Source organism: Candidatus Methylomirabilota bacterium, from assembly GCA_036001065.1.
In the GTDB taxonomy this organism is placed as follows: Bacteria; Methylomirabilota; Methylomirabilia; order Rokubacteriales; family CSP1-6; genus MNEF01.
The window spans coordinates 1-20,792 of record DASYUQ010000149.1; the positions used below are offsets into that span (position 1 = coordinate 1).

23 protein-coding genes and 1 tRNA gene are annotated in these 20,792 nt (G+C 68.9%); all 24 read left to right on the forward strand.

Features of this window, described 5'->3' with window-relative positions:
• The first annotated feature begins 133 nt into the window (after positions 1-133).
• The 24 genes from nuoH to gap all read left to right on the forward strand — a co-directional run bounded on the left by nuoH (position 134) and on the right by gap (position 20,778).
• The gene (nuoH, locus tag VGV13_14675) at positions 134-1,132 is read left to right on the forward strand and encodes an NADH-quinone oxidoreductase subunit NuoH (GenBank protein ID HEV8642339.1); all 999 of its coding nucleotides are present in this window, start codon (positions 134-136) and stop codon (positions 1,130-1,132) included.
• Positions 1,122-1,682: an NADH-quinone oxidoreductase subunit I gene (locus VGV13_14680; GenBank protein HEV8642340.1), complete on the forward strand. Its 561-nt coding sequence runs from the start codon at positions 1,122-1,124 to the stop codon at positions 1,680-1,682. The genes nuoH and VGV13_14680 overlap by 11 nt, the downstream gene beginning before the upstream one ends.
• Positions 1,679-2,170 carry an NADH-quinone oxidoreductase subunit J gene (locus tag VGV13_14685; GenBank protein ID HEV8642341.1) on the forward strand — a complete coding sequence of 164 codons (492 nt, stop codon included), beginning with the start codon at positions 1,679-1,681 and terminating at the stop codon, positions 2,168-2,170. Before VGV13_14680 ends, VGV13_14685 begins: the two co-directional genes overlap by 4 nt.
• 5 nt (positions 2,171-2,175) lie before the next feature.
• Positions 2,176-2,478, forward strand: a complete 303-nt coding sequence (gene nuoK, locus VGV13_14690) for an NADH-quinone oxidoreductase subunit NuoK (GenBank protein HEV8642342.1) — start codon at positions 2,176-2,178, stop codon at positions 2,476-2,478.
• A 4-nt stretch (positions 2,479-2,482) separates the two neighbouring features.
• Entirely contained in the window at positions 2,483-4,309 is a 1,827-nt protein-coding gene (nuoL, locus tag VGV13_14695) for an NADH-quinone oxidoreductase subunit L (GenBank protein ID HEV8642343.1), read from the forward strand.
• Positions 4,306-5,835, forward strand: a complete 1,530-nt coding sequence (locus VGV13_14700) for an NADH-quinone oxidoreductase subunit M (protein HEV8642344.1) — start codon at positions 4,306-4,308, stop codon at positions 5,833-5,835. Before nuoL ends, VGV13_14700 begins: the two co-directional genes overlap by 4 nt.
• The gene (locus VGV13_14705) at positions 5,832-7,241 is read left to right on the forward strand and encodes an NADH-quinone oxidoreductase subunit N (GenBank protein HEV8642345.1); all 1,410 of its coding nucleotides are present in this window, start codon (positions 5,832-5,834) and stop codon (positions 7,239-7,241) included. Before VGV13_14700 ends, VGV13_14705 begins: the two co-directional genes overlap by 4 nt.
• A gap of 234 nt (positions 7,242-7,475) precedes the next feature.
• Complete coding sequence (locus VGV13_14710; protein ID HEV8642346.1) at positions 7,476-8,150, forward strand: dienelactone hydrolase family protein; 675 nt, start codon at positions 7,476-7,478, stop codon at positions 8,148-8,150.
• Between the two features lie 247 nt (positions 8,151-8,397).
• Positions 8,398-9,216: a hypothetical protein gene (locus VGV13_14715; protein ID HEV8642347.1), complete on the forward strand. Its 819-nt coding sequence runs from the start codon at positions 8,398-8,400 to the stop codon at positions 9,214-9,216.
• 80 nt (positions 9,217-9,296) lie between these two features.
• Positions 9,297-9,369, forward strand: a tRNA-Gln gene (locus VGV13_14720).
• Positions 9,370-9,705: 336 nt separating this feature from the next.
• Positions 9,706-10,935, forward strand: a complete 1,230-nt coding sequence (locus tag VGV13_14725; GenBank protein HEV8642348.1) for a transposase — start codon at positions 9,706-9,708, stop codon at positions 10,933-10,935.
• 157 nt (positions 10,936-11,092) lie between these two features.
• The gene (locus VGV13_14730; GenBank protein ID HEV8642349.1) at positions 11,093-11,719 is read left to right on the forward strand and encodes a TetR family transcriptional regulator C-terminal domain-containing protein; all 627 of its coding nucleotides are present in this window, start codon (positions 11,093-11,095) and stop codon (positions 11,717-11,719) included.
• Positions 11,716-12,327, forward strand: a complete 612-nt coding sequence (locus VGV13_14735; protein ID HEV8642350.1) for a sigma-70 family RNA polymerase sigma factor — start codon at positions 11,716-11,718, stop codon at positions 12,325-12,327. The genes VGV13_14730 and VGV13_14735 overlap by 4 nt, the downstream gene beginning before the upstream one ends.
• A gap of 146 nt (positions 12,328-12,473) precedes the next feature.
• A complete protein-coding gene (rplU, locus tag VGV13_14740) occupies positions 12,474-12,785 on the forward strand; it encodes a 50S ribosomal protein L21 (GenBank protein HEV8642351.1) in 312 nt (103 codons plus the stop codon).
• 6 nt (positions 12,786-12,791) lie between these two features.
• Positions 12,792-13,049 (forward strand): 50S ribosomal protein L27, encoded by a 258-nt coding sequence (gene rpmA / locus VGV13_14745; protein HEV8642352.1) that lies wholly within the window; start codon positions 12,792-12,794, stop codon positions 13,047-13,049.
• Between the two features lie 34 nt (positions 13,050-13,083).
• The gene (obgE, locus tag VGV13_14750) at positions 13,084-14,103 is read left to right on the forward strand and encodes a GTPase ObgE (protein HEV8642353.1); all 1,020 of its coding nucleotides are present in this window, start codon (positions 13,084-13,086) and stop codon (positions 14,101-14,103) included.
• Entirely contained in the window at positions 14,082-15,242 is a 1,161-nt protein-coding gene (gene proB, locus VGV13_14755; protein ID HEV8642354.1) for a glutamate 5-kinase, read from the forward strand. The genes obgE and proB overlap by 22 nt, the downstream gene beginning before the upstream one ends.
• A gap of 17 nt (positions 15,243-15,259) precedes the next feature.
• Entirely contained in the window at positions 15,260-16,516 is a 1,257-nt protein-coding gene (locus tag VGV13_14760; GenBank protein HEV8642355.1) for a glutamate-5-semialdehyde dehydrogenase, read from the forward strand.
• A gap of 2 nt (positions 16,517-16,518) precedes the next feature.
• Positions 16,519-17,169 carry a nicotinate-nucleotide adenylyltransferase gene (gene nadD, locus VGV13_14765; GenBank protein HEV8642356.1) on the forward strand — a complete coding sequence of 217 codons (651 nt, stop codon included), beginning with the start codon at positions 16,519-16,521 and terminating at the stop codon, positions 17,167-17,169.
• Positions 17,166-17,522: a ribosome silencing factor gene (gene rsfS / locus VGV13_14770; GenBank protein ID HEV8642357.1), complete on the forward strand. Its 357-nt coding sequence runs from the start codon at positions 17,166-17,168 to the stop codon at positions 17,520-17,522. The genes nadD and rsfS overlap by 4 nt, the downstream gene beginning before the upstream one ends.
• A 78-nt stretch (positions 17,523-17,600) precedes the next feature.
• Positions 17,601-17,966, forward strand: coding sequence for a TraR/DksA family transcriptional regulator (locus VGV13_14775; GenBank protein ID HEV8642358.1), 366 nt, complete (start codon positions 17,601-17,603; stop codon positions 17,964-17,966).
• An 82-nt stretch (positions 17,967-18,048) separates the two neighbouring features.
• Positions 18,049-18,966: a tetratricopeptide repeat protein gene (locus tag VGV13_14780; protein ID HEV8642359.1), complete on the forward strand. Its 918-nt coding sequence runs from the start codon at positions 18,049-18,051 to the stop codon at positions 18,964-18,966.
• Positions 18,967-18,988: 22 nt separating this feature from the next.
• Complete coding sequence (locus VGV13_14785) at positions 18,989-19,726, forward strand: ComF family protein (GenBank protein ID HEV8642360.1); 738 nt, start codon at positions 18,989-18,991, stop codon at positions 19,724-19,726.
• A 47-nt stretch (positions 19,727-19,773) separates the two neighbouring features.
• Positions 19,774-20,778: a type I glyceraldehyde-3-phosphate dehydrogenase gene (gene gap, locus VGV13_14790; GenBank protein ID HEV8642361.1), complete on the forward strand. Its 1,005-nt coding sequence runs from the start codon at positions 19,774-19,776 to the stop codon at positions 20,776-20,778.
• The last annotated feature ends 14 nt before the right edge of the window (positions 20,779-20,792 follow it).

Sequence of the window (20,792 nt, forward strand, 5' to 3'; positions counted from 1 at the left end):
TTCGATTTGCTGGCGGCTCGCTCGCCGAGCCCGGCGCTCGAACGGCGACGACGGCTCGTCATGAAGCGCGGCCGCGGGGCATGGCCCGCCTCCCGGCCCCCGGCCTCACCACGCCGCACGAGGGTCGCTAGCCGTGCCCCCGTATCTTCATCACGCGATCGCTGGGTTCATCGTGCTCAACGTCGTCATCGGGCTCGTGACGTACGTGACGTTGCTGGAGCGGAAGTTCGCAGCGCGGATGCAGTCGCGCATCGGGCCCTACTATGTGGGGTGGCCGCACGGCTGGCTGCAGCCGATCGCCGACGCGCTCAAGCTGATGATGAAGGAGGACGTGGTCCCGACCGCCACCGACCGCTGGGTCTACAACCTGGCGCCGATCGCGTTCCTGGTCCCCTGCGTGCTGATCTTCGCCACCATCCCGTTCGCGCCGGGGCTCGGCGTGGCCGACCTCAACATCGGCGTGCTGTTCTTCCTGGCGGTGTCGTCGCTGGAGATCGTCGGCCTGTTCATGGGCGGCTGGGGCTCCAACAACAAGTACGCGCTCCTCTCCGCGATGCGGGCGGTGAACCAGATCATCTCCTACGACCTGCCGTTCATCTTCGCGGCGCTGGTGCCGGCGCTGCTGGCCGGCTCGCTGCAGATGTCGGCCATCGTCGACGCCCAGCGCGGGCTCTTCGGCTGGTACGTCTGCTACCCGGGGCTGGGCCAGCTCGCCTTCGTCGCGTTCCTCGTCGCCACGCTGGCCGCCGAGAACCGGGTGCCGTTCGACATCCTCGAGGCGGAGTCGGAGCTGGTGGCCGGCTTCCGCGTCGAGTACAGCGGCATGAAGTTCTCGCTGATCATGTTCGCCGAGTACGCGCACATGATCGGAACGTCATTCCTGGGCGCGCTGCTGTTCCTGGGCGGCTGGCTGGGGCCTGGCGCCGACCAATGGCCGCTGGTCGGCTCGCTGTGGTTCTTGCTCAAGGCAATGTTCATTTTCCTCGTGGTCACCTGGGTGCGGTGGTCGTTCGTGCGCATCCGGGTGGACCAGATCCTGGCCATCTCCTGGAAGCTGCTGCTGCCGGTCACGGTCCTGTTGCTGATGGCCACCGCGCTCTGGGTGGTCCTGCAAGGTCCGCGTGTCGTCTGACGGCTCGTTCTGGGGCGAGACCGCCCAGCTCGTGCGCGCCGTCGGCCGGGCGCTGGGCGTGACGTTCCGCAACTTCCTGCGCCCGCCGGTCACCGTGCAGTACCCGACCGTCAAGCGCGCCTATCCCGACCGCTTCCGCGGCATCCTGGCCCTCGTCTACGAGAAGGACACGAGCGAGGAGGCCTGCATCGGCTGCCGGCTCTGCGAGTTCATCTGTCCGCCCCAGGTGATCAAGGTCGAGATGCTGAAGGCCGCGAAGCGGAACTACGCCAAGACCTTCACGCTCGAGCTGTACGCGTGCGAGTTCTGCGAGCTGTGCGTGCAGGTGTGCCCGACCGACGCCATCATCATGTTGAAGACCTTCGACCTCGCCACCACGGACCGCCGCGAGCTGCTGCTGGACAAGGACCGGCTCCACGCGCTCGGCCTCCAGTTCGAGCCGTCGTGGGCCACGGGCAACCGGCTGCGGGACATGCAGGCGCCGCCCAAGGCGCCCCGGGGCGAGCCGAAGACGGAAGGGAAGGCGGACGCCAAGGAGCCCGCCGAGTGACCGCCGAGGCGATAGGCTTCGGGCTGGTAGCGGCCGTGCTACTGGCCTCGAGTCTCGCCGTCGTGCTCACGCCCAACCTCTTCCACGCCGTGCTGTTCCTGGCCGCCGCCCTCGTCTCCACCGGGGTCGTCTTTCTGCTCCTCGACGCCGCGTTTCTCTTCGCCGTTCAGCTCCTCCTCTATGCGGGCGGGGTGATCACGATCATGGTCTTCGCGATCATGCTCACCGAGCGGCTGGTCGGGGAGCGCCTGGTGCAGACGAGCCGCTGGGTCGTCAACGGCGCCATCATGGCCGCCGCCGTCTTCGTCGGCATCGTCGGCTTCGTCGTCCGGTCGGGCCGCCCCGCCCGCCCCCCGGCTGCCGCGGACCGCACGGCCGACCTCGCCCGCGCCCTCGTCGGCCCGTTCGCGGCGCCCTTTGAACTGCTCGGCGTGCTCCTGGTCGCCGCGCTGCTGGGCGCCATCTACTTCGCCCGGACCGAGGACTGAGGGCCGTGCCCGGCCTGCACGCCTACCTCATCCTGGCCGCGCTCGTCTTCGCCATCGGGCTCTTCGGCGTGCTGACACGGCGCAACGCCATCGGCATCCTGCTGGGGATCGAGCTGATGCTGAACGCGGTGAACATCAACCTGGTGGCATTCGCCCGCTTCAACGCGGACCTGGTGGGACTGGTCTTCACGCTCTTCACGATCTCGATCACGGTGACCGAGGTCGGCGTGGGGCTCGCCATCATCATCGCGATCTTCCGCGCTCGGAAGACGATCGAAGCCGACCACTTGAACCTCCTGCGGGGCTAGCCCAGTGAGCGCGACCGATCACGCCCTGCACGTCCTGCTGCTTCCGTTCGCCGCCTTCGCGATCCTCGCCGTCGTCCCCTGGCTCCGGCGGAAGGGCCGGGCGGCCGGCTGGCTATCCATCATCGCGGTGGCGGGCGCTCTCTACCGCGCGCTCACGGTCTGGGCCGGCGGCGGGCGGGGCGAGGCGACGTGGGCGTGGATCTCCGCCGACGGCGGACCGATCGCGACGGTCGGCGTCCTGGTGGACGAGCTGAGCGCGGCCATGCTCGTCCTGGTGACGCTGGTCTCGCTGCTGGTGCAGATCTACTCGCTCTCGTACCTCGACCAGGAGACGCCGCCGGCGCTGGGGCGCTACTACACCTACCAATCGCTCTTCGCCTTCTCGATGCTGGGCCTCGTGCTCTCGCCGTCATTCCTCCAGATGTTCATCTTCTGGGAACTGGTCGGGCTCTGCTCCTATCTGCTCATCGGCTACTGGTACGACCGGCCGTCGGCAGCGCGCGCCGCCGTGAAGGCCTTCTGGATCACCAAGCTGGGCGACGTCGGTTTCATCGTCGGTATCGTCATGCTGTGGGCGTCGACGGGGACTTTCGAGTTCGGCGCGCTCTTCCGGATGGCGGCGGAGCGCACGCTGCCGCTGGCCGGCCTCGGGCTGATCATGGTCCTGATCTACCTGGGCGCGGTGGGGAAGTCGGCGCAGTTCCCGCTCCACGTCTGGCTGCCCGACGCTATGGAAGGCCCCACGCCCGTGTCGGCCCTCATCCACGCCGCCACGATGGTGACTGCCGGCGTCTTCATGGTGACCCGCGCGATGCCGTTGTTCCGGCTGGTGCCCGACGTTCTGGCCCTCATCGGCTGGGTCGGCGCGTTCACGGCGCTGCTGGCCGCCACCATGGCCTGCGTGGAGGGTGACATCAAGCGCGTGCTCGCCTACTCCACGGTCTCCCAGCTGGGCTACATGATGGCCGCCGCCGGCGCGGGAGCCGCCGACGCCGGCTTCTTCCACCTGCTCACCCACGGGGTCTTCAAGGCGCTGCTCTTCCTCGCCGCCGGGGCCGTCATCCACGCCGTCGGCACCGGCGACATCTTCCGCATGGGCGGGCTCTTCCGTGCGCTCCCACAGGCGGGCGTGGTCTTCATCGTGGGCACGCTGGCGTTGGCGGGCGTGTGGCCCTTGGCCGGCTTCTTCTCGAAGGAGGCGGTCCTCGGCGGCGTATGGGAGGGGCGGATGACCGGCCCCTTCCTCATGCTGGCGCTGACGGCCTTCCTCACCGCGTTCTACATGTTCCGCGTCATCTTCATCGCGTTCTTCGGCCGCGCGCACGCCGAGGCTCACGCCCACGACGCGCCGCTCCTGATGGCGGTGCCGCTGTGGGTGCTGGCCGTGCTGACGGTGGTGATCGGGTTGCGCTTCGTCGTGGCCGGGGCGGGGGAGCACCACGGGCCCGGGTGGCTGGCGCCACTCTCGCTCGGGCTGGCGCTCGCCGGCTTCCTGCTGGCCGCGGCGCTGTATCAGCGGCGGCTTGTCGAGCCGGCGCGCCTGGCCGCGGTCTTCCCCCTGAACGTGCTCGACGTCATGGCCCGGCACCGCTACGGCGTCGACGCCCTCTACGCGTTACTCTATCGCGCATTCATCCTGGGCTTCTCGCGCCTGGTGGGGTGGATCGACCGCTACCTCGTGGACGGGCTCGTCAACTTCGGGAGCGCCGGGACCCTGCGCGCCGGCGACCTCCTCCGGCGCATCCAGAGCGGGCGGGCCCAGGACTACGTGTACGGCGTCGCCTTCGGAGTGCTGGTGCTCTTCGTCGTGGCCCAGTGGGTGCGGCGATGACCACCATCCCGCTCCTCTCCCTGATCACCTGGACGCCCTTCGTCGGCGCGCTCCTCATCATGTTCACGGCCCGCCACCGTCCGCTGGCCGTCCGCCTCATCGCGGCCGCGACCACCGGGATCTCGACCGTGCTCTCGCTCTGGATCTACGTCGCCTACGACCGGGAAGGCGCGGGCTTCCAGTTCTACGAGAAGCTCCCCCTCGTCCCGGCGCTCGGCATCTCCTACGAGCTGGGCGCCGACGGCATCAGCCTGGTCCTCGTGCTGCTCACGTCGATCATCATCTTCAGCGGCGTTTTCGCGTCGTGGACGGTCGCCGTGCGCAGTCAGGAGTTCTACGCGCTGCTCCTGACGCTGGTCACGGGGGTATTCGGCGTCTTCGTGGCTCTGGATCTCTTCGTCTTCTTCCTCTTCTACGAGCTGGCCGTGCTTCCGATGTACCTGCTCATCGGGATCTGGGGCTCCACCGGGGAGATCCGGCCGCGCGGCATCTTCGCCTGGGCTTACCGGGAGACGGGCGTGGGGACCAAAGAGTACGCGGCGATGAAGCTGACGCTCTACCTGCTCTTCGGCTCCGCGTTCATCCTGGTCGGCATCTTCGCGCTCTACGTGGTCTCGGGAACCTCCTCGTTCTCGTTCCTCGACCTGGAGGCGGCCACCTTCGATCGCGGGCTCCAGCGCTGGGTCTTCCTGGCCTTCTACATCGGCTTCGGCATCCTGGCCGGCATCTGGCCGCTGCACACCTGGTCACCCGACGGCCACGCCTCGGCGCCCACCGCCGTGTCGATGCTGCACGCGGGCGTGTTGATGAAGCTGGGCGCCTACGGCGTGGTGCGCCTCGGGATGGGGCTGCTGCCCGACGGCGCCCGGGACCTCGTGTGGCTGGTGGGCACCATCGCCTGCATCAACATCGTCTACGGGGCACTGTCGGCGATGGCGCAGACCGACCTCAAGTACGTCATCGCCTACTCCTCGGTCTCGCACATGGGCATCGTCATGCTGGGCGCAGCGACGCTCACCGAGGCCGGGTTGAACGGCTCCGTCTTCCAGATGTTCGCCCACGGCATCATGACGGGCCTCTTTTTCGCGCTGGTGGGCCTCGTCTACGAGAAGGCGCACTCCCGTGAGATCGGGAAGATGGGCGGCTTCGGGCGGGCGATGCCCGGCATCGCCACCGCCTTCACCGTGGCCGGCCTCTCCTCGCTCGGCCTGCCCGCGACCGCGGGCTTCGTCGCCGAGCTGCTCACCTTCCTGGGGAGCTGGCGCTCGGCCCATCCCTGGTGGCTCCTGCCCGCCGTGGCCGGCACGTTCCTCACGGCGGTGTACGTCCTGCGCGTGGCCAAACAGATCTTCTGGGGTCCGCTCTCGCCGCACTTCCACCACCTGGAGGATGCCCGGGGCCCGGAGTGGGTGGCGCTGGTCGTCCTGGTGGCGGTGCTCGTCGTCTTCGGGATGGTGCCCGCCCTCGCCATCGTGCCGATCGACACGGCCACCGTCGGGCTGCTCGCCCGGATCCTGACGCCGTGACCGCCTTCGTGCTCGAGCTCGGGCTCGGCCTCCTGCTCCTGGTCGTCTTCTTCGCCAACCTGTGCGCGCGCGGGCAGGATCGTCGCTGGGTCGGCGGGGTCGCCGCCGCCGGCGTGCTGGTCCTGACCGGCGTGTCGCTGATGGTTTCCCCGGCGCCGCCTGCGCTCGGCGGCATGTTCGTGCAGGACGGGCTCGCCCTCTTCGCCAAGCGCCTCTTCCTGACCGCCACCTTCATCGGGCTCCTGGGCGGGCTCGCGCTGCCGGGCGCGGTCTTCGCGCGGCGCGCCGCCGAGTATCACCTGCTGGTGCTCGGCTCGCTCCTGGGGATGCTGGTGCTGGCCTCGGCGCGGGATCTCATTCTGCTCTTCGTGGCCTTCGAGCTGATGTCGATCCCGCTCTACGTGCTCTCCGGCTTCGCCAAGCGCGAGGACGTGGCGGTGGAAGCGGCGCTCAAGTTCTTCCTGGTCGGCAGCGTCTCGTCGGCGGTGATGGCGTACGGGCTGTCGTTCGTGTACGGCGCCGCCAAGACGACGAGCCTCGCTGTGGTGGCGCGCGCGCTGCCGGGGGGCGACCCGCTCCTCGTCCTGGGCCTGCTCCTGGCCTTCACCGGCTTCGGGTTCAAGATCGCCGCCTTCCCGTTCCACATGTGGGTGCCGGACACCTACGAGGCGGCGCCCACGCCCTTCGTGGCGTGGCTCAGCGTGGCGCCGAAGGCCGCCGGATTCGTCGCCCTCTTCCGCGTGTACTTCGAGGGGGTCGGCCCCGCAGTGGCGTTCTGGGTGCCGATCGCGGCGACGCTGGCCACCCTCACCATCGTGGCGGGCAACCTCATGGCGCTGCCCCAGCAGAACGCCAAGCGCTTGCTGGCCTACTCAGGCATCGCCCACATCGGCTACATGCTGGTCGGCTTCGCCGCGGCCTCGGCGTCGGGCACGGCCATGGTCCTCTTCTATCTGGTCGCTTACGTCTTCGGGAACATGGGGGCGTTCCTCGTCGTGGACGCCGTGGCGCGCTCGGAAGGCTCCGAGCACCTGACGGCGTTCCGCGGCCTGGCCCAGCGCTCGCCCCTCCTGGCGCTGGCGATGCTGCTCTTCCTGCTCTCGCTGGGCGGCATTCCCTTCGTGGCGGGCTTCTGGGCCAAGCTCTACGTGTTCTGGGCCGCGGCGGCGGCCGGTCTCTACTGGCTCGTGCTCCTGGGCGCGATCCTCACGGTCGTCGCGCTCTTCTACTACCTCGTGGTCGTCAAGCGCATGTACATCGAGCCGCCGGCGGTCACGGGGCGGGTGCGTCTCGAGCGGACGCTCGCGCTGGCCGTTCTCCTGTGCGCGCTGGGGGTGGTGATTCTCGGCGTGTACCCCAACCCGGTGGTCATGGCCGCCCTGCGGGTGGCCGCGCCTCTCTTTTAGATCGAAGAGGGCCTCGACGGCCCCCTCCGAGCCCCTGCGAGGAATCGGTGGCGCGGGCAGAGCCGGCGCTCGAAACTCGGAGGGGGGCTCCGCCCCCCTTCCGAGACCTCCCCCATCCGGTTGCGCGGGCGGAGCCCGCGCTCGATCATCCAAAGGGGCCTCGACGGCCCCCTCCGGGCCCCTCCGAGGAATCGGTGGCGCGGGCAGAGCCGGCGCTCAACCAGGAGACGCTCAATGGAGATCGCAACGGAGTCGGTGGCGCTCGCCACCGCCGACGGGCGGATACCGTGTCACCTGGCGCGGCCGGCGGCGGGCGGCCAGTACCCGGCCGTCATCGTCGTCATGGAAGCCTTCGGCCTCAACGGTCACATCAAGGCGGTGGCCGAACGCATCGCACGCGAGGGCTACGTGACGCTCGCCCCCGACCTCTACGCTCGCTTCGGCAGCCCGGTCGTCTCGTACGAGGACGCCCCGAAGGCGATCGAGTACATGAAGAAGCTCGACGACGCCAAGGTAATGGCCGAGGTCGGCGCGTGCGTCGAGCATCTCAAAGGCCGGCCGGAGGTCCGCGCGGCCCTGATCGGCATCACCGGCTTCTGCATGGGCGGCGCGGTGGCATTCAAGAGTGCCGCGCATCACACCGCCGACCTCAAGGCCGTCGTGGCCTTCTACGGTGGCGCCAGCCTCGCCGGCGACAGCGCCCTGCTCGCTCGCATCACGGCCCCGGTACTGGCGCTCTGGGGAGAGAAGGACCAGCTGATCCCGCTCGATCTGATCAAGCGCATCGAGGAGACGATGCGCCGGCTTGGGAAGACCTACGAGTCGAAGGTGTACGCCGGCGCCGGCCACGGCTCCTTCTGCGACGAGCGCGGCTCCTATAACCCCAGGGCCCCAGGGGGCTTTGCCTAACAAGGGCGTGTGGCGGGCGGGCTGCCCAAGAAGTCCGTCTCGTTCGCCATGGCTGCCTAAAAACCCGGAGGAGACACGATCCCGCCATCGACGTGACGCAACGAGTCGAGCCGGCCGGGCACGCCCCGTAGGGGCCGCCAGCCCCCCGCCACCTAGATTTTAGGTTTGAGTTTCCGCGAAAGGGTGTATGCTGCTCCTCGGCAGACGTCGAGCGCCGCCTCAGATAGCGGCGAGAATGGGGTGCAGCATGGCAGAGCTTGCGGCCGTCCCGTCTCCTTCCACACCCGACGACGGTAGCGCGAAGACCAAGAAGCAGCGTCCGACGAAGATACTCCCCACCGAGCGCATCACCCACTCGAAGCAACTTGACCTTCTCCGCGCCTACGCCGCCGTCTATGCGACGACGCCGAAGCCCGTCACCAACAACGACGTGTCCGAGATTGTGAATCTGACTGCCTCGACCGTGTCGCTGGCGAATGCGTTCTTCGCTGACACGGGACTGATGACGCGTGCCGAAGGCGGTTATGTGCCCTCGGCCGACGTGGTGAACTACCAGCGCGCTTACCAGTGGAACAAGGAGACCGCGAGCCACAAGCTTGCCCCGATGATCTCTGAAACGTGGTTCGCCAAAGCTCTCACGCCGAGGCTTAGCTTCCAAGCGATGGAGGAAAACGAGGCCATTGCCACGCTGGCCGAAGTGTCGGCCGCTGGCCGGGAGTACCGCCCACAACTGAAAATCTGCGTGGACTACATGGTGTCCGCAGGACTCGTCCAAAGAGACGGCACTATGCTCAACATCGTCCGGGCCGGCGCGCCGACATCCGCCGCGCCGAACGGAGGTCCCATGACGCAGACGGAGGTCAAGGACCCCCCGCTGTCGAAGACCGCCGCTATCGCCACGACCTTTTCCACTCCGGTTGAAGGCATCGTGCAATTCAATGTGAGCGTGAGGGTCAACATGCAAGAGTTCGCCGGCTGGCAGCCTGACCGCATCGCGGCGTTTTTCAGCGGTCTGGCCCAAGTGCTGGCTGCGAAGGGCGCAATCGAAAAGGAGGCTAGTTCCTAGACCGACTGAAGCGAGCGCTAAAAGCGGACGAGGCGACTGAGGGGGTGTTTTGGCAGACATCCTCAGTCGCCTCGCGTGGAGGGGCGCTAACTCAAGGTAGAGTCCCTGGCTCTGACCCAGGGAGATGCCGTAGCCACCCGGCGCGCCCCACCAGCTTTTTGCATTGTGACACCGCCACGGCGCGGGGACAAGGACTAAGTGCTTAGCCCTGTTTCGGCTTATCCCACCGGGGGCTTTTGCATTTGGGGCAGACAGTCGGGCGCTCCACGGTGCCATTCTGAGCCCGAGCGCGCGGCAGCCACTCGTGACCGCACCGGCACCGTGCGCCGAGCAGCATGACCATACCCAACTCCGGCTCCTTGTCCTTTGTCCCCCGCACCATCTACAAACAGTATATACGAAAGGTATTGACAAGTCAACCCTGTTGGTATCTACTATTGGTAGATACAAACAGGGAGGTAGGTTATGGATGGTCGGGAACAGAGGGGCGTGGAAATCGCGGCGCGGTGCAAACTGGTACGGCGTGGCCTTGGCTGGTCGGTACCCTCGCAGTCGGGTGCCGGCAAATACAAAGTTACCGGCTTCCCTCCCTTCGCAGATGCGGGCGAGGCCCCACGCTGCACGTGCCCTGACTTTGAACTGCGCGCGCAGCCGTGCAAGCACATTTACGCCGTCAAGATCGTGATCCAGCGCGAACTGAATTTCGACGGCGAGACTGTCACCGAAACCGTCAGCGTCACCAAGACCGTCAAGCGGACGTACCCGCAGAACTGGTCGGCCTACAATGCGGCTCAGGTCCATGAGAAAGATAAATTCATGGTCCTGCTCCGCGATCTTTGCAGCGGACTGCCCGAGCCAGAGCGGAAGCGCGGGCGGCCACGGCTGTCGCTCCGCGATGCGGTATTTACCGCCGTGTTCAAAGTCTACACGACGGCCTCCGCTCGCCGCTGCATGAGCGATCTTCGGGAAGCCCACGAGCGCGGGTTCATCAGCAAGGTTCCGTGCCATAACTCCGTACTGAACGCCCTCGAAAATCCGGGCCTCGCGCCGATCCTGCGCGATCTCATCGCCGAGAGCAGTAAGCCTATGAAGGCCGTTGAGGTAGATTTCGCGGTCGATTCGTCCGGCTTCACCACGTCGCGCTTTGAATCCTGGTTCGATCACAAATACGGCAACGTTCGCCGACAGCATACGTGGGTCAAGGCGCACGTCATGTGCGGCGTCAAGACCAACATCGTGACCGCCATTGAGATCCACGACCGCGACGCCTCCGATACCAAGCAACTGCCCGCCCTGGTCGCCACCACGGCGCGCAGCTTCGCCGTCGCTGAAGTCTCGGCGGACAAGGCGTATGGGAGCGTCAGAAACGCGGACGCGATTTCGCGCGTGGGCGGGACACCGTTCATCGCGCTGAAAACGTCGAACACCGGGCGCGGCGGCTTCGGCGCGTGGGAAAAGATGTTCGGCTACTTCATGTATCGCCGCTACGAATTCCTCGCGCATTACCACAAGCGGTCGAACGTCGAGACGACGTTCAGCATGATTAAACGGAAGTTTGGCGACGCGCTCCGGAGCAAGACGGATACCGCGCAAATCAATGAAACGCTCGCCAAGGTCCTGTGCCATAACCTCACGGTCCTGATTCACGAAATGTACGAACTTGGGATTGATCCCGTTTTTTGGGCGGACTCATCGTCTGCCCAGGAAACCGGGGCTTGAGCCGGGTTATTGGGCAAAGCCGCCCCAGGGCCGCCCTGGAGGCTTGGCTACAGCTCACCGGGTGGTTCGATAAGGACCTCCAATGACAGGCTGATCTTTCTTGACTTGACGCGAGGCGTCGCCAGCGGTAATCTCCGTACCGACTGGTCGGTACAGCATGACGACTGCAACGACGCGCGCCCGTGACGGAAAGCCGACCCGCGATGCCATCGTCGGGGCCGCAACGCGGCTCATGCGGATCAAGGGCTATAACGCCACCTCGCTCGACGACGTCCTCAGCGCGAGCGACGTCGGCAAGGGGAGTTTCTACCACTACTTTCGGAGCAAGGAAGACCTCGGCTACGCGATCCTGGAGCGGATCGTCGCCTCGTTCATCGAGCGCACCGTCGATCCCTGCTTTTCGGATGCCGGCGTTAAACCCCTGACCCAGATCCGGTGTCTTCTTGATCGGGTGGTGGAGGCCCAGCGCGAGCGCAACTGCGTGGGCGGCTGTCCCCTGGGCAACCTGGCCTCCGAGCTGTCGGACGTCCACCCGGGGTTCCGGGCGCGCCTGGCGGAGGTCTTCTCCGCCTGGCGTGCGCGCCTGAACCTGGCTCTTCAGGAGGCGCAGCGGCGGGGAGACGTTGGTGACGACTGCCGGCCCGACGTCGTCGCGCACTTCTTGGTCGCGTCGCTCGAGGGTGCGATTCTCATGACGAAGGTGACGAAGGACATCGCCGTGATGGAACAGTGCGTGGGGGAGCTGAAGCGGTACCTGGGGCTCTACGAAAGGGGGCTACGGTGAACGTGGCGGATCGGCCGCGGATCGATCCTGACGCGGCGCTCGTCGAGGGGCTCCGGCGCGACGCCGTCGAGGCGATGGAGCAGCTCGTCGAGCGGTACGCCGACCGCGTCTACCGGTTGGCCCTGCGCATCACGGGATCGAAGGAGGACGCCGAAGAGGTCACCCAGGATGCGCTGTGGACCGCGGGGCGCAAGATCCACACGTTCAAGGGCGAGGCGGCGTTCGGGAGCTGGCTCTACCGGATCGCCGCCAACGCCGCCTACATGAAGCTCCGCTCGCGGAAAGCCAAGGCGCGCGAGATCGCGTTGGAGGACGTGCTGCCCGCGCTCGACGGAGGGGGCGTGCACTTCGAGCCCATGGACGACTGGTCGCCCAGCGTGGACGAGCAGGCGCTTCAGGGCGAGCTGCGCTCCACCCTCGAGGCGGCGATCGCCGAGCTGCCGCCGGAATATCGCAGCGCCCTGGTCCTCCACGACGTGGAGGGCATGTCGAACCCCGACATCGCGGAGTCGCTGGGGATCAGCCTGCCGGCGGTGAAGTCCCGCGTCCACCGCTCGCGCCTCTTCCTGCGCAAGCGCCTGTCGGAGTACCTCGCCCCGGCGCGTTGACCTACCGCGGTGGACGGGGCGGCCCCGGCGAGATCTCCCGAGCAGACCTTATTTAGATCTTGGGGGCGCCCAGAGTTGACGCGGCGTGACTGCCTGTGGTCTGATAAGTGCTTGCCGTCATTAAATTCCGGGGAAGGTCAGAGGGCATGGAAGCAGTCATCGCGACGGGAGGCAAGCAGTACCGCGTAGCGCCGGGCCAGGTCATCGCCGTCGAGAGGCTGCCGGGCGCGGCGGGGTCCACGGTCGAGTTCCGCGCCGTGCTGCTCGTCAACCGCGACGGCGAGATCATCGCGGGCCGGGACCGGCTCGGCTCGGCGAAGGTCTCGGGTGAGGTCGTCGGCCACGCCCGGCGCCGGAAGGTGTCGGTCGTGAAGTTCAAGCGGCGCAAGAACTATCGCCGGAATCGCGGCCACCGCCAGCCGGCGACGCAGGTGCGCATCATCGGGATCGAGGTCTAGCCCAGCATGGCCCACAAGAAAGGCGTCGGCAGCTCGCGCAACGGTCGGGACTCGAACCCGCAGATGCTCGGCGTCAAGCGCTTCGCCGGGCAGATCGTGAGTGGCGGCAGCATCCTCGTGCGTCAGCGGGGCACGCGCTTCAAGCCCGGCCTCAACGTCGGGCGCGGCTCCGACGACACGCTCTATGCGAGGGTCGCCGGCGTGGTGCGCTTCGAGCGGCGAGGCGATTCACGCTACGTGAGCATCGTCCCCGCGTCGGCATGACGGCGGGCGGGCAACCCCCGGGCCCGCGAGTCCCGTGTTCGTCGACGAGATCGAGATCTTCGTCAAGGGCGGCGACGGGGGCGCGGGGTGCGTCAGCTTCCGTCGCGAGAAATACGTCCCCTACGGCGGCCCCGACGGTGGCGACGGCGGCGACGGTGGCAGTGTCTGGCTCGAGGCCGACCCCGCCCTGAACACGCTGCTCGACTACCACTACCAGCGACACTACGAGGCCGAGCGCGGTCAGCACGGCAAGGGTGCGAACCGTCACGGAGCCCAGGGCGCGGATCTCGTTCTGAAGATGCCGGTGGGCACCGTGGTCAGCGATCGCGATACCGGCGAGCTGCTGGGGGATCTCGCCACGCCTGGCCAGCGCCTCCTCGTGCAGCGCGGGCCCCGGGGCGGCCGCGGCAACGCCCGCTTCGCGTCGGCGACCAACCGGGCTCCGCGCCAGGCGGACCCCGGCCAGTACGGGCAGGGCCACTGGCTGCGCCTCGAGCTGAAGCTCCTGGCTGACGTCGGCGTGATCGGGTTTCCCAACGCCGGCAAGTCGACGCTCGTATCGCGCGTGAGCGCGGCGACGCCGAAGATCGCGGACTATCCCTTTACCACGCTGGCCCCGACCCTCGGCATCGTCCGCGTCGACGACGACAAGAGCTTCGTCATCGCCGACCTGCCGGGGCTGATCCCCGGCGCGTCCCAGGGCAAGGGGCTCGGTCTCCAGTTCCTCCGGCACACCGAGCGCACGCGGCTGCTGCTCCACATCCTCGACCTCGATCCCGCGACCGGGCGCGATCCGATCGACGACCTGCGCGTCGTCAACGAGGAGCTGCGCGCGCACTCCGAGCGCCTGGCCGAGCGGCCGCAGCTCGTCGTCGCCAACAAGATCGACCTGCCGGAGGCGGCGCCGCGGCAGGCGGCGGTCGAGGAGTTCTGCGCGACGGCCGGTGTCCCCTGCCTCGCCGTCTCCGCGGCCACGGGGGCCGGGCTCGCCGAGCTGATCCGCCGCGTCGCCGCGGCGCTGCAGGAGATCGGATGGGTACGCGCCGCCAGCTAGACGCGTGGGGGGAGCCCGGTGCGCGCCGCCAGTTGGACAAGGTCCGCCGCCTCGTGGTGAAGGTGGGCAGCGGCCTCGTCAGCGCCCCCGGCCCGGGCGCCGACCCCGCGCGCATTGCCGCCCTGGCCGCAGAGATCGCCGCGGTGCGGCAGGGCCGCGAGATCGCGCTGGTGACGTCCGGCGCCATCATGGCGGGGACGGCGCGCCTGGCGCTCGCCGAGCGGCCGCGGTCCATCCCCGAAAAGCAGGCGGCGGCCGCGGTCGGCCAGTCGGCGCTCATGCGGCAGTACGAGATCGCCTTCGCGCCCCACGGCATCACCGTCGGCCAGGTCCTGCTCACCGCGTACGACATCGGGGATCGGACGCGCTATCTGAATGCTCGGAACACGCTGCTCACGCTCCTGCGCTTCGGCGTGCTCCCGATCGTGAACGAGAACGACACGGTCGCCGTCGAGGAGATCAAGGTCGGCGACAACGACAACCTCAGCGCTCTCGTCGCCTCGCTGATCGACGCGGACCTGCTCGTGCTCCTCACCGACGTCGACGGGCTCTACACCGACGATCCCAGCGTCAGCGCGGCGGCGCGGAAGCTCGACACGGTCGAGTCGGTCACCGACGAGATCGCGCGGCTGGTCTGGGACCGCGCGGGCCGCGTCTCGGTGGGCGGCATGGCCACCAAGCTGGAAGCGGCCCAGAAGGCGGCCGCCTCCGGCATCCCGATGGTGATCGCCAACGGCGGGGCTTCGGGCGTGCTGCGCCGGCTGCTGGCCGGCGAGTCCGTCGGCACCTACTTCGCGCCCAAGGCCGATCGCCTGACCGCGCGCAAGCGCTGGATCGCGTTCGCCGTCCCGCCCCAAGGCCGGCTCACGGTTGACGCCGGGGCGCTCCGGGCATTAACTCAGCAGGGGAGGAGCCTGCTCCCCTCGGGTGTCGTCGACGTGGAGGGCGACTTCGCCGCCGGCGAGGTCGTGGCCGTCGTCAGCCAGACCGATGGCAAGGAGGTCGGGCGAGGGCTGGTGAACTTCGACGCGACGGAGCTCAGGAAGATCCGCGGCGTCAAGACGCGCGAGATCGAGGTACGGCTGGGGTACAGGAGCGTCGACGAAGTGATTCACCGCGACAATCTCGTGATTCTCTGAGCGGGGAGAGGGAGCCCATGGACGTCAGGCGCCTCGTGGAAGCCAAGGCCCGCGCCGCCCGGGAAGCCGCCCAGGCGCTCGCGCTCTGCCCGACCCGGACCAAGAACGAGGCGCTCGCCCAGATGGCCCGGGGCCTGGAGGAGAAGGCCGCCGCGCTGGTCGAGGCCAACCGGGCCGACCTCGAGCGGGCCCGGGCGGCCGGCGCGACGCGGGCCTTCCTCGATCGTCTGACGCTCACCGAGGCGCGCATCGAGGAAATGGCGAGCGGCGTCCGCCAGATCGCGGCGCTGCCCGATCCCGTCGGCGTCGTGGTGGAGTCCTGGCGGCGGCCCAACGGCCTCGAGATCTCGCGGGTGCGCGTGCCCCTGGGGGTCATCGGGTTCATTTACGAGTCGCGTCCCAACGTCACCGCCGACGCGGCGGGGCTGTGCGTGAAGTCGGGCAACGCCGTCATCCTGCGCGGCGGCAGCGAGGCGATCGAGTCGAACGCCATGATCGCGACCGTGCTGGGCAAGGCGCTGGAGAAGGCGGGCGCGCCCGCCGACGCCATCCAGTTCGTGGACACCACCGACCGCCAGGCCGTGGCCGTCCTGCTCGAGCTGAGCGATCTGGTCGATCTGATCATCCCCCGCGGCGGCGAGGAGTTCGTGCGCTGGGTGGCCGAGCATTCGCGGGTGCCGGTGCTCAAGCACGACCGCGGGCTGGTCCACGTGTTCGTGGACGCCGACGCCGATCTCGAGATGGCGACGGCCATCGTGATGAACGCCAAGGTCCAGCGACCCAGCGTCTGCAACGCGCTGGAGACGCTGCTGGTCCACCGTGACATCGCCCCGCGGTTTCTGCCCGCAGCGGCCGCGCGCCTGAGCGAGGCGGGCGTCGAGCTGCGCGGCTGTCCCCGCACCGTCGCCCTCGTACCCGGCGCCCGGCCGGCCACGCCGGAGGACTGGGACACGGAGTACCTCGACCTGATCCTCGCCATCCGCGTGGTGGACGACCTCGCCGAGGCGATCCGTCACATCCGGCGCCACGGCTCCGGGCTGGCCGAGGCGATCGTGACCAACACGCTCGCCCACGCCCGTCGGTTCACGCGGGCGATCGATGCGGCCGTCGTGCTGGTGAACGCGTCCACCCGGTTCGTCGACGGCTACCAGTTCGGGATGGGTGCCGAGATGGGCATCTCGACCTCGCGGGTCCATGCGCGGGGTCCGGTCGGCGTGCAGGAGCTGACGACGACCAAGTACGTCGTCCAGGGCGACGGCCAGGTGCGGGAATAGCAGTGACCCGCACCGGCGTCTTCGGCGGGTCGTTCAACCCGGTCCATTACGGTCACCTCCTGCTCGCCGACGAGGTGCTGGAGCAGCTCCGCCTCGACCGCATCCTGTTCGTTCCGGCCAGCAGTCCGCCGCACAAGCCGGCGGCGGCGCTGGCGCCGGCCGCCGACCGCTACGCTATGGTGAAGCTGGCCACCGTCGGTCACCCGCGCTTCGAGGTCTCCGACCTCGAGCTGCGCCGGCCCGGCCCGTCGTACACGGTGGACACCCTGGAAGCGCTCCGGGCCGCCGGGGACGAGCTCTTCCTCCTCCTCGGCTCCGAAACGTTCGGCGATCTCCTCTCCTGGCGGGCGCCGCGGAGGATCGCCGAGCTGGCGCGGCTGGTCGTGGTGCCCCGCGCGGGCAGCGCCTTCGATTCGGAGGGGGCGGCGGCCCAGAAGGTCCTGCGCGAGATCGGCGTCGAGCGCTTCGCGCGGGTCGAAGGCCCCGACCTCCCCGCGCGGGCCGTGCTGATCGTCCACGCCATCTCGCTCCCGCTCTCCTCGTCGGAGCTGCGGCGCCGCGCGCGGGAGGGGCGATCGCTGGCTTACCGGCTGCCCGAGCCGGTCGTCGCCTACATCCGCGCCCGCCGGCTCTACGAGGTGCCCGGAGCGTGACGGTCCGCCTCTCGGCCGAGCACAAGGCGCGGCAGGCCGCGCAGGCGGCGCTCGAGAAGACGGCGATGGACGTGGTGGTGCTGGACGTCCAGAGGCTCAGCAGCGTGACCGACTACTTCCTGGTCTGCAGCGGCAAGTCGACGACCCACGTGCAGACGATCAGCGAAGCGATTCGCGAGGGGCTGAAGACGCAGGGCGCGCGGCCCCTCCACGCCGAGGGCGTGGCCGAGAGCGGCTGGGTCCTGCTCGATTACGGCGACGTGCTCGTGCACGTCTTCCTCGAGGACACGCGCCTGTACTATGCGCTCGAGCGTTTGTGGGGCGACGCGCCGACCCTGTCGCTCGAAGCATGACGGGCGGCCTGAAGCAGTTGCACGCTCCCGCGGTTGATGCTAGCGTAACCCAGCACCCCAGGAGGACGGGAGGAGCTGATGAGAAAAGAACGGTTGTCGTCCTTCAAAAAGCGCCTGCTCGAGAAGCGGCATCAGCTGCTCGAGGAAGTGGGGCGCAGCGCCCTCTACGGCAAGGACCAGGAGGACGACTCGATCAAGGATCTGGGCGATCAGGCCAACACGGCCTACACCCGGGAGTTCTTCTTCGAGCTGGGCAACGGCGACCGTCGCTTGCTCCGCGACGTCGTCCTGGCTCTGCAGAAGATCGAGGACGGCTCCTTCGGCACCTGCGAGCGGTGCAGCGAGCCGATTGCCGAGAAGCGGCTGGATGCCCTACCGTTCGCGCGCCACTGCATCAACTGCCAGCGGGTCGTCGAAGAGGAGGAGCGCATGGCCACGGGCTGAGTTCCCGCGCCCGTCCGCGCCCACTCCACCCGGCGGCCTTCGCTTCCGCGCCATGCCCTCGCTGATCTCTTCCCTGAGCCTGGTGACCTCTGTCGCTCGTGCGTTGCTCCGGATCCTTGGGGCCGCGCCCCTCACGCCCTCGGACGACCCCGAGGTCGCCGAGCTCGTGCGGCAGGGCGACGAGGCGTATCGCGCCGGGCGCCGGGACGATGCGCGGCGGCTCTACCGTCAGGCGCTGACGCGCCGGAAGAACGACCTGGACGCGCTGCAGGGGCTGCGCAACCTGGCGGTGGACGGCGCCGCCTGGCCCGAGGCGCTCGGGCTGGAGGAGCGCATCGTCACGCTCGTTCCGGCGGCCGAGCGGCCCCGGGAGGCCGAGCGGCTGGCGGCGATCCATTACGAGCTGGGGCGGGCCGAAGTCCAGCGTGGCCAGCCCGCGGCCTCGCTCCCGCACTTCAAGAGCGCGCTGAAGGCGGATCGCAATTTCCTGCCGGCCGCGCTGGCGCTGGGCGAGGCCTACGAGGCCGCCGGCGATCATCGCGAGGCCGTCAAGACGTGGGAGCGCGCCGTCGAGCTGCAGCCGGCGCTGCCCATCCTCGTGCGGCTGGAGCGCGCGTACCGGGAAGAGGGGCGCCCCAGCCGAATGATCGCGCTCTACCGCGCGGCGGTGGAGCGGGCGCCCGACGACCTGGCGCTGGCCGTCGCCCTCGGGCGCGTCTACTTCGAGCTGGAGATGCTGGACGAGGCCGCCGACCAGTTCGAAAAGGTCGAGGTGCGCGCGCCGAACCTGCCGGTGGTGCACGCCTTCCTGGGCGCCGTCTTCGAGCATCGCGGTGACGTCCGCGAGGCGTTTGAGGAGTACCGGCGTGCGCTGCGGTTGGGCGGCGCCTTCGACTGGCCGCACCGGTGCACCGCCTGCGGGACCACGACGCCCACCTGGCGGGACCGCTGCAGCCAGTGCGGCCGCTGGAACACTCTGCGTCCCGTCGAGGGGCGCTGAACCGCCGCACCCGGTTGCCTCGATGGGGTCGTGGGCCGTCGCCGCGCTCGACCTGCTCTATCCCGCGCTCTGCCCGGTCTGCCGTGAGGCGCTCGGCGAGGGGCGCCGGGACCCGCTCTGCGGGACGTGCTGGGCGGGAATCACGCGCATCGGGCCGCCCTACTGCGCGACGTGCGGCGTGCCCCTCCCGACGTTTGACGGCGAGAGATCGCCCGGCGCGGTCCGCCGGTGCCCGGCCTGCCTGGCCGAGCCGCCCGCGTTCGATTACGCCCGCGCCGCCGCGCAGTACAGCGGCCCGCTGCGCGAGGCGCTCCACGAGCTCAAGTTCCACGGCCAGCGCGCGCTGGCGGTCCCGCTCGCCGACCTGCTCGTCGAGCAGTGCGCGGGGGCGCTGCCGGCGGCCATCGACGCGCTCGTCCCGGTGCCGCTGGGGCGCGCCCGCGAGCGGGAGCGTGGCTTCAATCAAGCGGCGCTCATCGCTGAGCGGGTGGCCGGCGCTCTCGGCGTCCCCGCGCGGCCCCGCTGGCTGACCCGTGTCCGGCCCACGCAGCCCCAGAGCGATCTCGGCGCGGCCGAGCGGCAGGCCAATGTACGCAACGCGTTTCACGCTACCCCCGCCCTCGCCGGGCACCTCGTGGTGGTCGACGACGTGCTCACCACGGGTGCGACCGTGACCGAGTGCGCCCGCGCCCTCCGCGCCGCCGGGGCGCGGCGCGTCGGCGTCCTCACAGTTGCCCGCGTGGTCGGGCTGACCCTATAATCTCGTCAGGGCAGCAACGCGCGCAGTCCTCACTAAGGAGCTCTTCCATGAGTATTCGAGTCGGCGTCAACGGCTTCGGCCGTATCGGGCGGGTCTTTTTCCGGACGGCCCTCAACGACAAGGAGATCGAGGTGGTGGGCGTCAACGACCTCGCCGACGCCAAGACGCTCGCCCACCTCCTCAAGCACGACTCCGTTCATGGCCAGCTACAGGCCGAGGTGAGCGCCAAGGACGGCGCCATCTTCGTCAACGGCCGGGAGATCCGCGTGACCGCCGTCAAGGATCCGGCGAGCTTGCCGTGGAGAGAGCTGGCGGTCGACGTGGTCATCGAATCCACCGGCGTCTTCCGTGACACGGCCACGGCCTCCCAGCACCTGCAGGCGGGCGCCCAGAAGGTCATCATCACCGCCCCCGCCAAGGATCCGGACGTGACGATCGTGCTGGGCGTCAACGAGCCGGCCTACGATCCCCAGCGCCACCGGATCATCTCCAACGCCTCCTGCACCACCAACTGCCTGGCCACCACCGCCAAGGTCCTCGACGACGCCTTCGGGATCAAGCGCGGCTTCGCCACCACCGTGCACGCGTACACGAACGATCAGCCGGTGCACGACTTCCCCCACAAGGAGCTGCGCCGGGCCCGCGCCGCCGCGGTGAGCATGATCCCCACCACGACGGGGGCGGCCACGGCGGTCGGCCTCGTGCTGCCCAAGCTCAAGGGCAAGCTCGGCGGCATCGCCATCCGCGTGCCGACGGCCAACGTCTCGGTCGTGGATCTGGTGGCCGAGCTCGAGAAGCCCGCGACGGTCCAGGCCGTGAACAATGCCTTCCGGGAAGCGGCCGCCGGCAGGCTCCGCGGCATCCTCGATGCCTGCGAGGAGGAGCTGGTGTCGGTCGACTTCAACGGCAACGCGCACTCGTCGATCGTGGACCTGCCGTCGACCGCGGTGATCGAGGGCGACCTCCTCAAGGTCCTGGCCTGGTACGACAACGAGTGGGGGTACTCCTCGCGCCTGCGCGACCTCGTCCGGTTCGTCGCCAAAACGCTCTGATCGGATCCGGTCAT

Coding starts and splice junctions, on each gene's coding strand:
- VGV13_14785 (HEV8642360.1), top strand. CDS start 18,989: ATGGGGTCGTGGGCCGTCGCCGCGCTCGACCTGCTCTATCCCGCGCTC.
- VGV13_14700 (HEV8642344.1), top strand. CDS start 4,306: ATGACCACCATCCCGCTCCTCTCCCTGATCACCTGGACGCCCTTCGTC.
- VGV13_14760 (HEV8642355.1), top strand. CDS start 15,260: ATGGACGTCAGGCGCCTCGTGGAAGCCAAGGCCCGCGCCGCCCGGGAA.
- gap (HEV8642361.1), top strand. CDS start 19,774: ATGAGTATTCGAGTCGGCGTCAACGGCTTCGGCCGTATCGGGCGGGTC.
- rplU (HEV8642351.1), top strand. CDS start 12,474: ATGGAAGCAGTCATCGCGACGGGAGGCAAGCAGTACCGCGTAGCGCCG.
- rpmA (HEV8642352.1), top strand. CDS start 12,792: ATGGCCCACAAGAAAGGCGTCGGCAGCTCGCGCAACGGTCGGGACTCG.
- VGV13_14710 (HEV8642346.1), top strand. CDS start 7,476: ATGGAGATCGCAACGGAGTCGGTGGCGCTCGCCACCGCCGACGGGCGG.
- proB (HEV8642354.1), top strand. CDS start 14,082: ATGGGTACGCGCCGCCAGCTAGACGCGTGGGGGGAGCCCGGTGCGCGC.
- VGV13_14730 (HEV8642349.1), top strand. CDS start 11,093: ATGACGACTGCAACGACGCGCGCCCGTGACGGAAAGCCGACCCGCGAT.
- VGV13_14715 (HEV8642347.1), top strand. CDS start 8,398: ATGGCAGAGCTTGCGGCCGTCCCGTCTCCTTCCACACCCGACGACGGT.
- VGV13_14775 (HEV8642358.1), top strand. CDS start 17,601: ATGAGAAAAGAACGGTTGTCGTCCTTCAAAAAGCGCCTGCTCGAGAAG.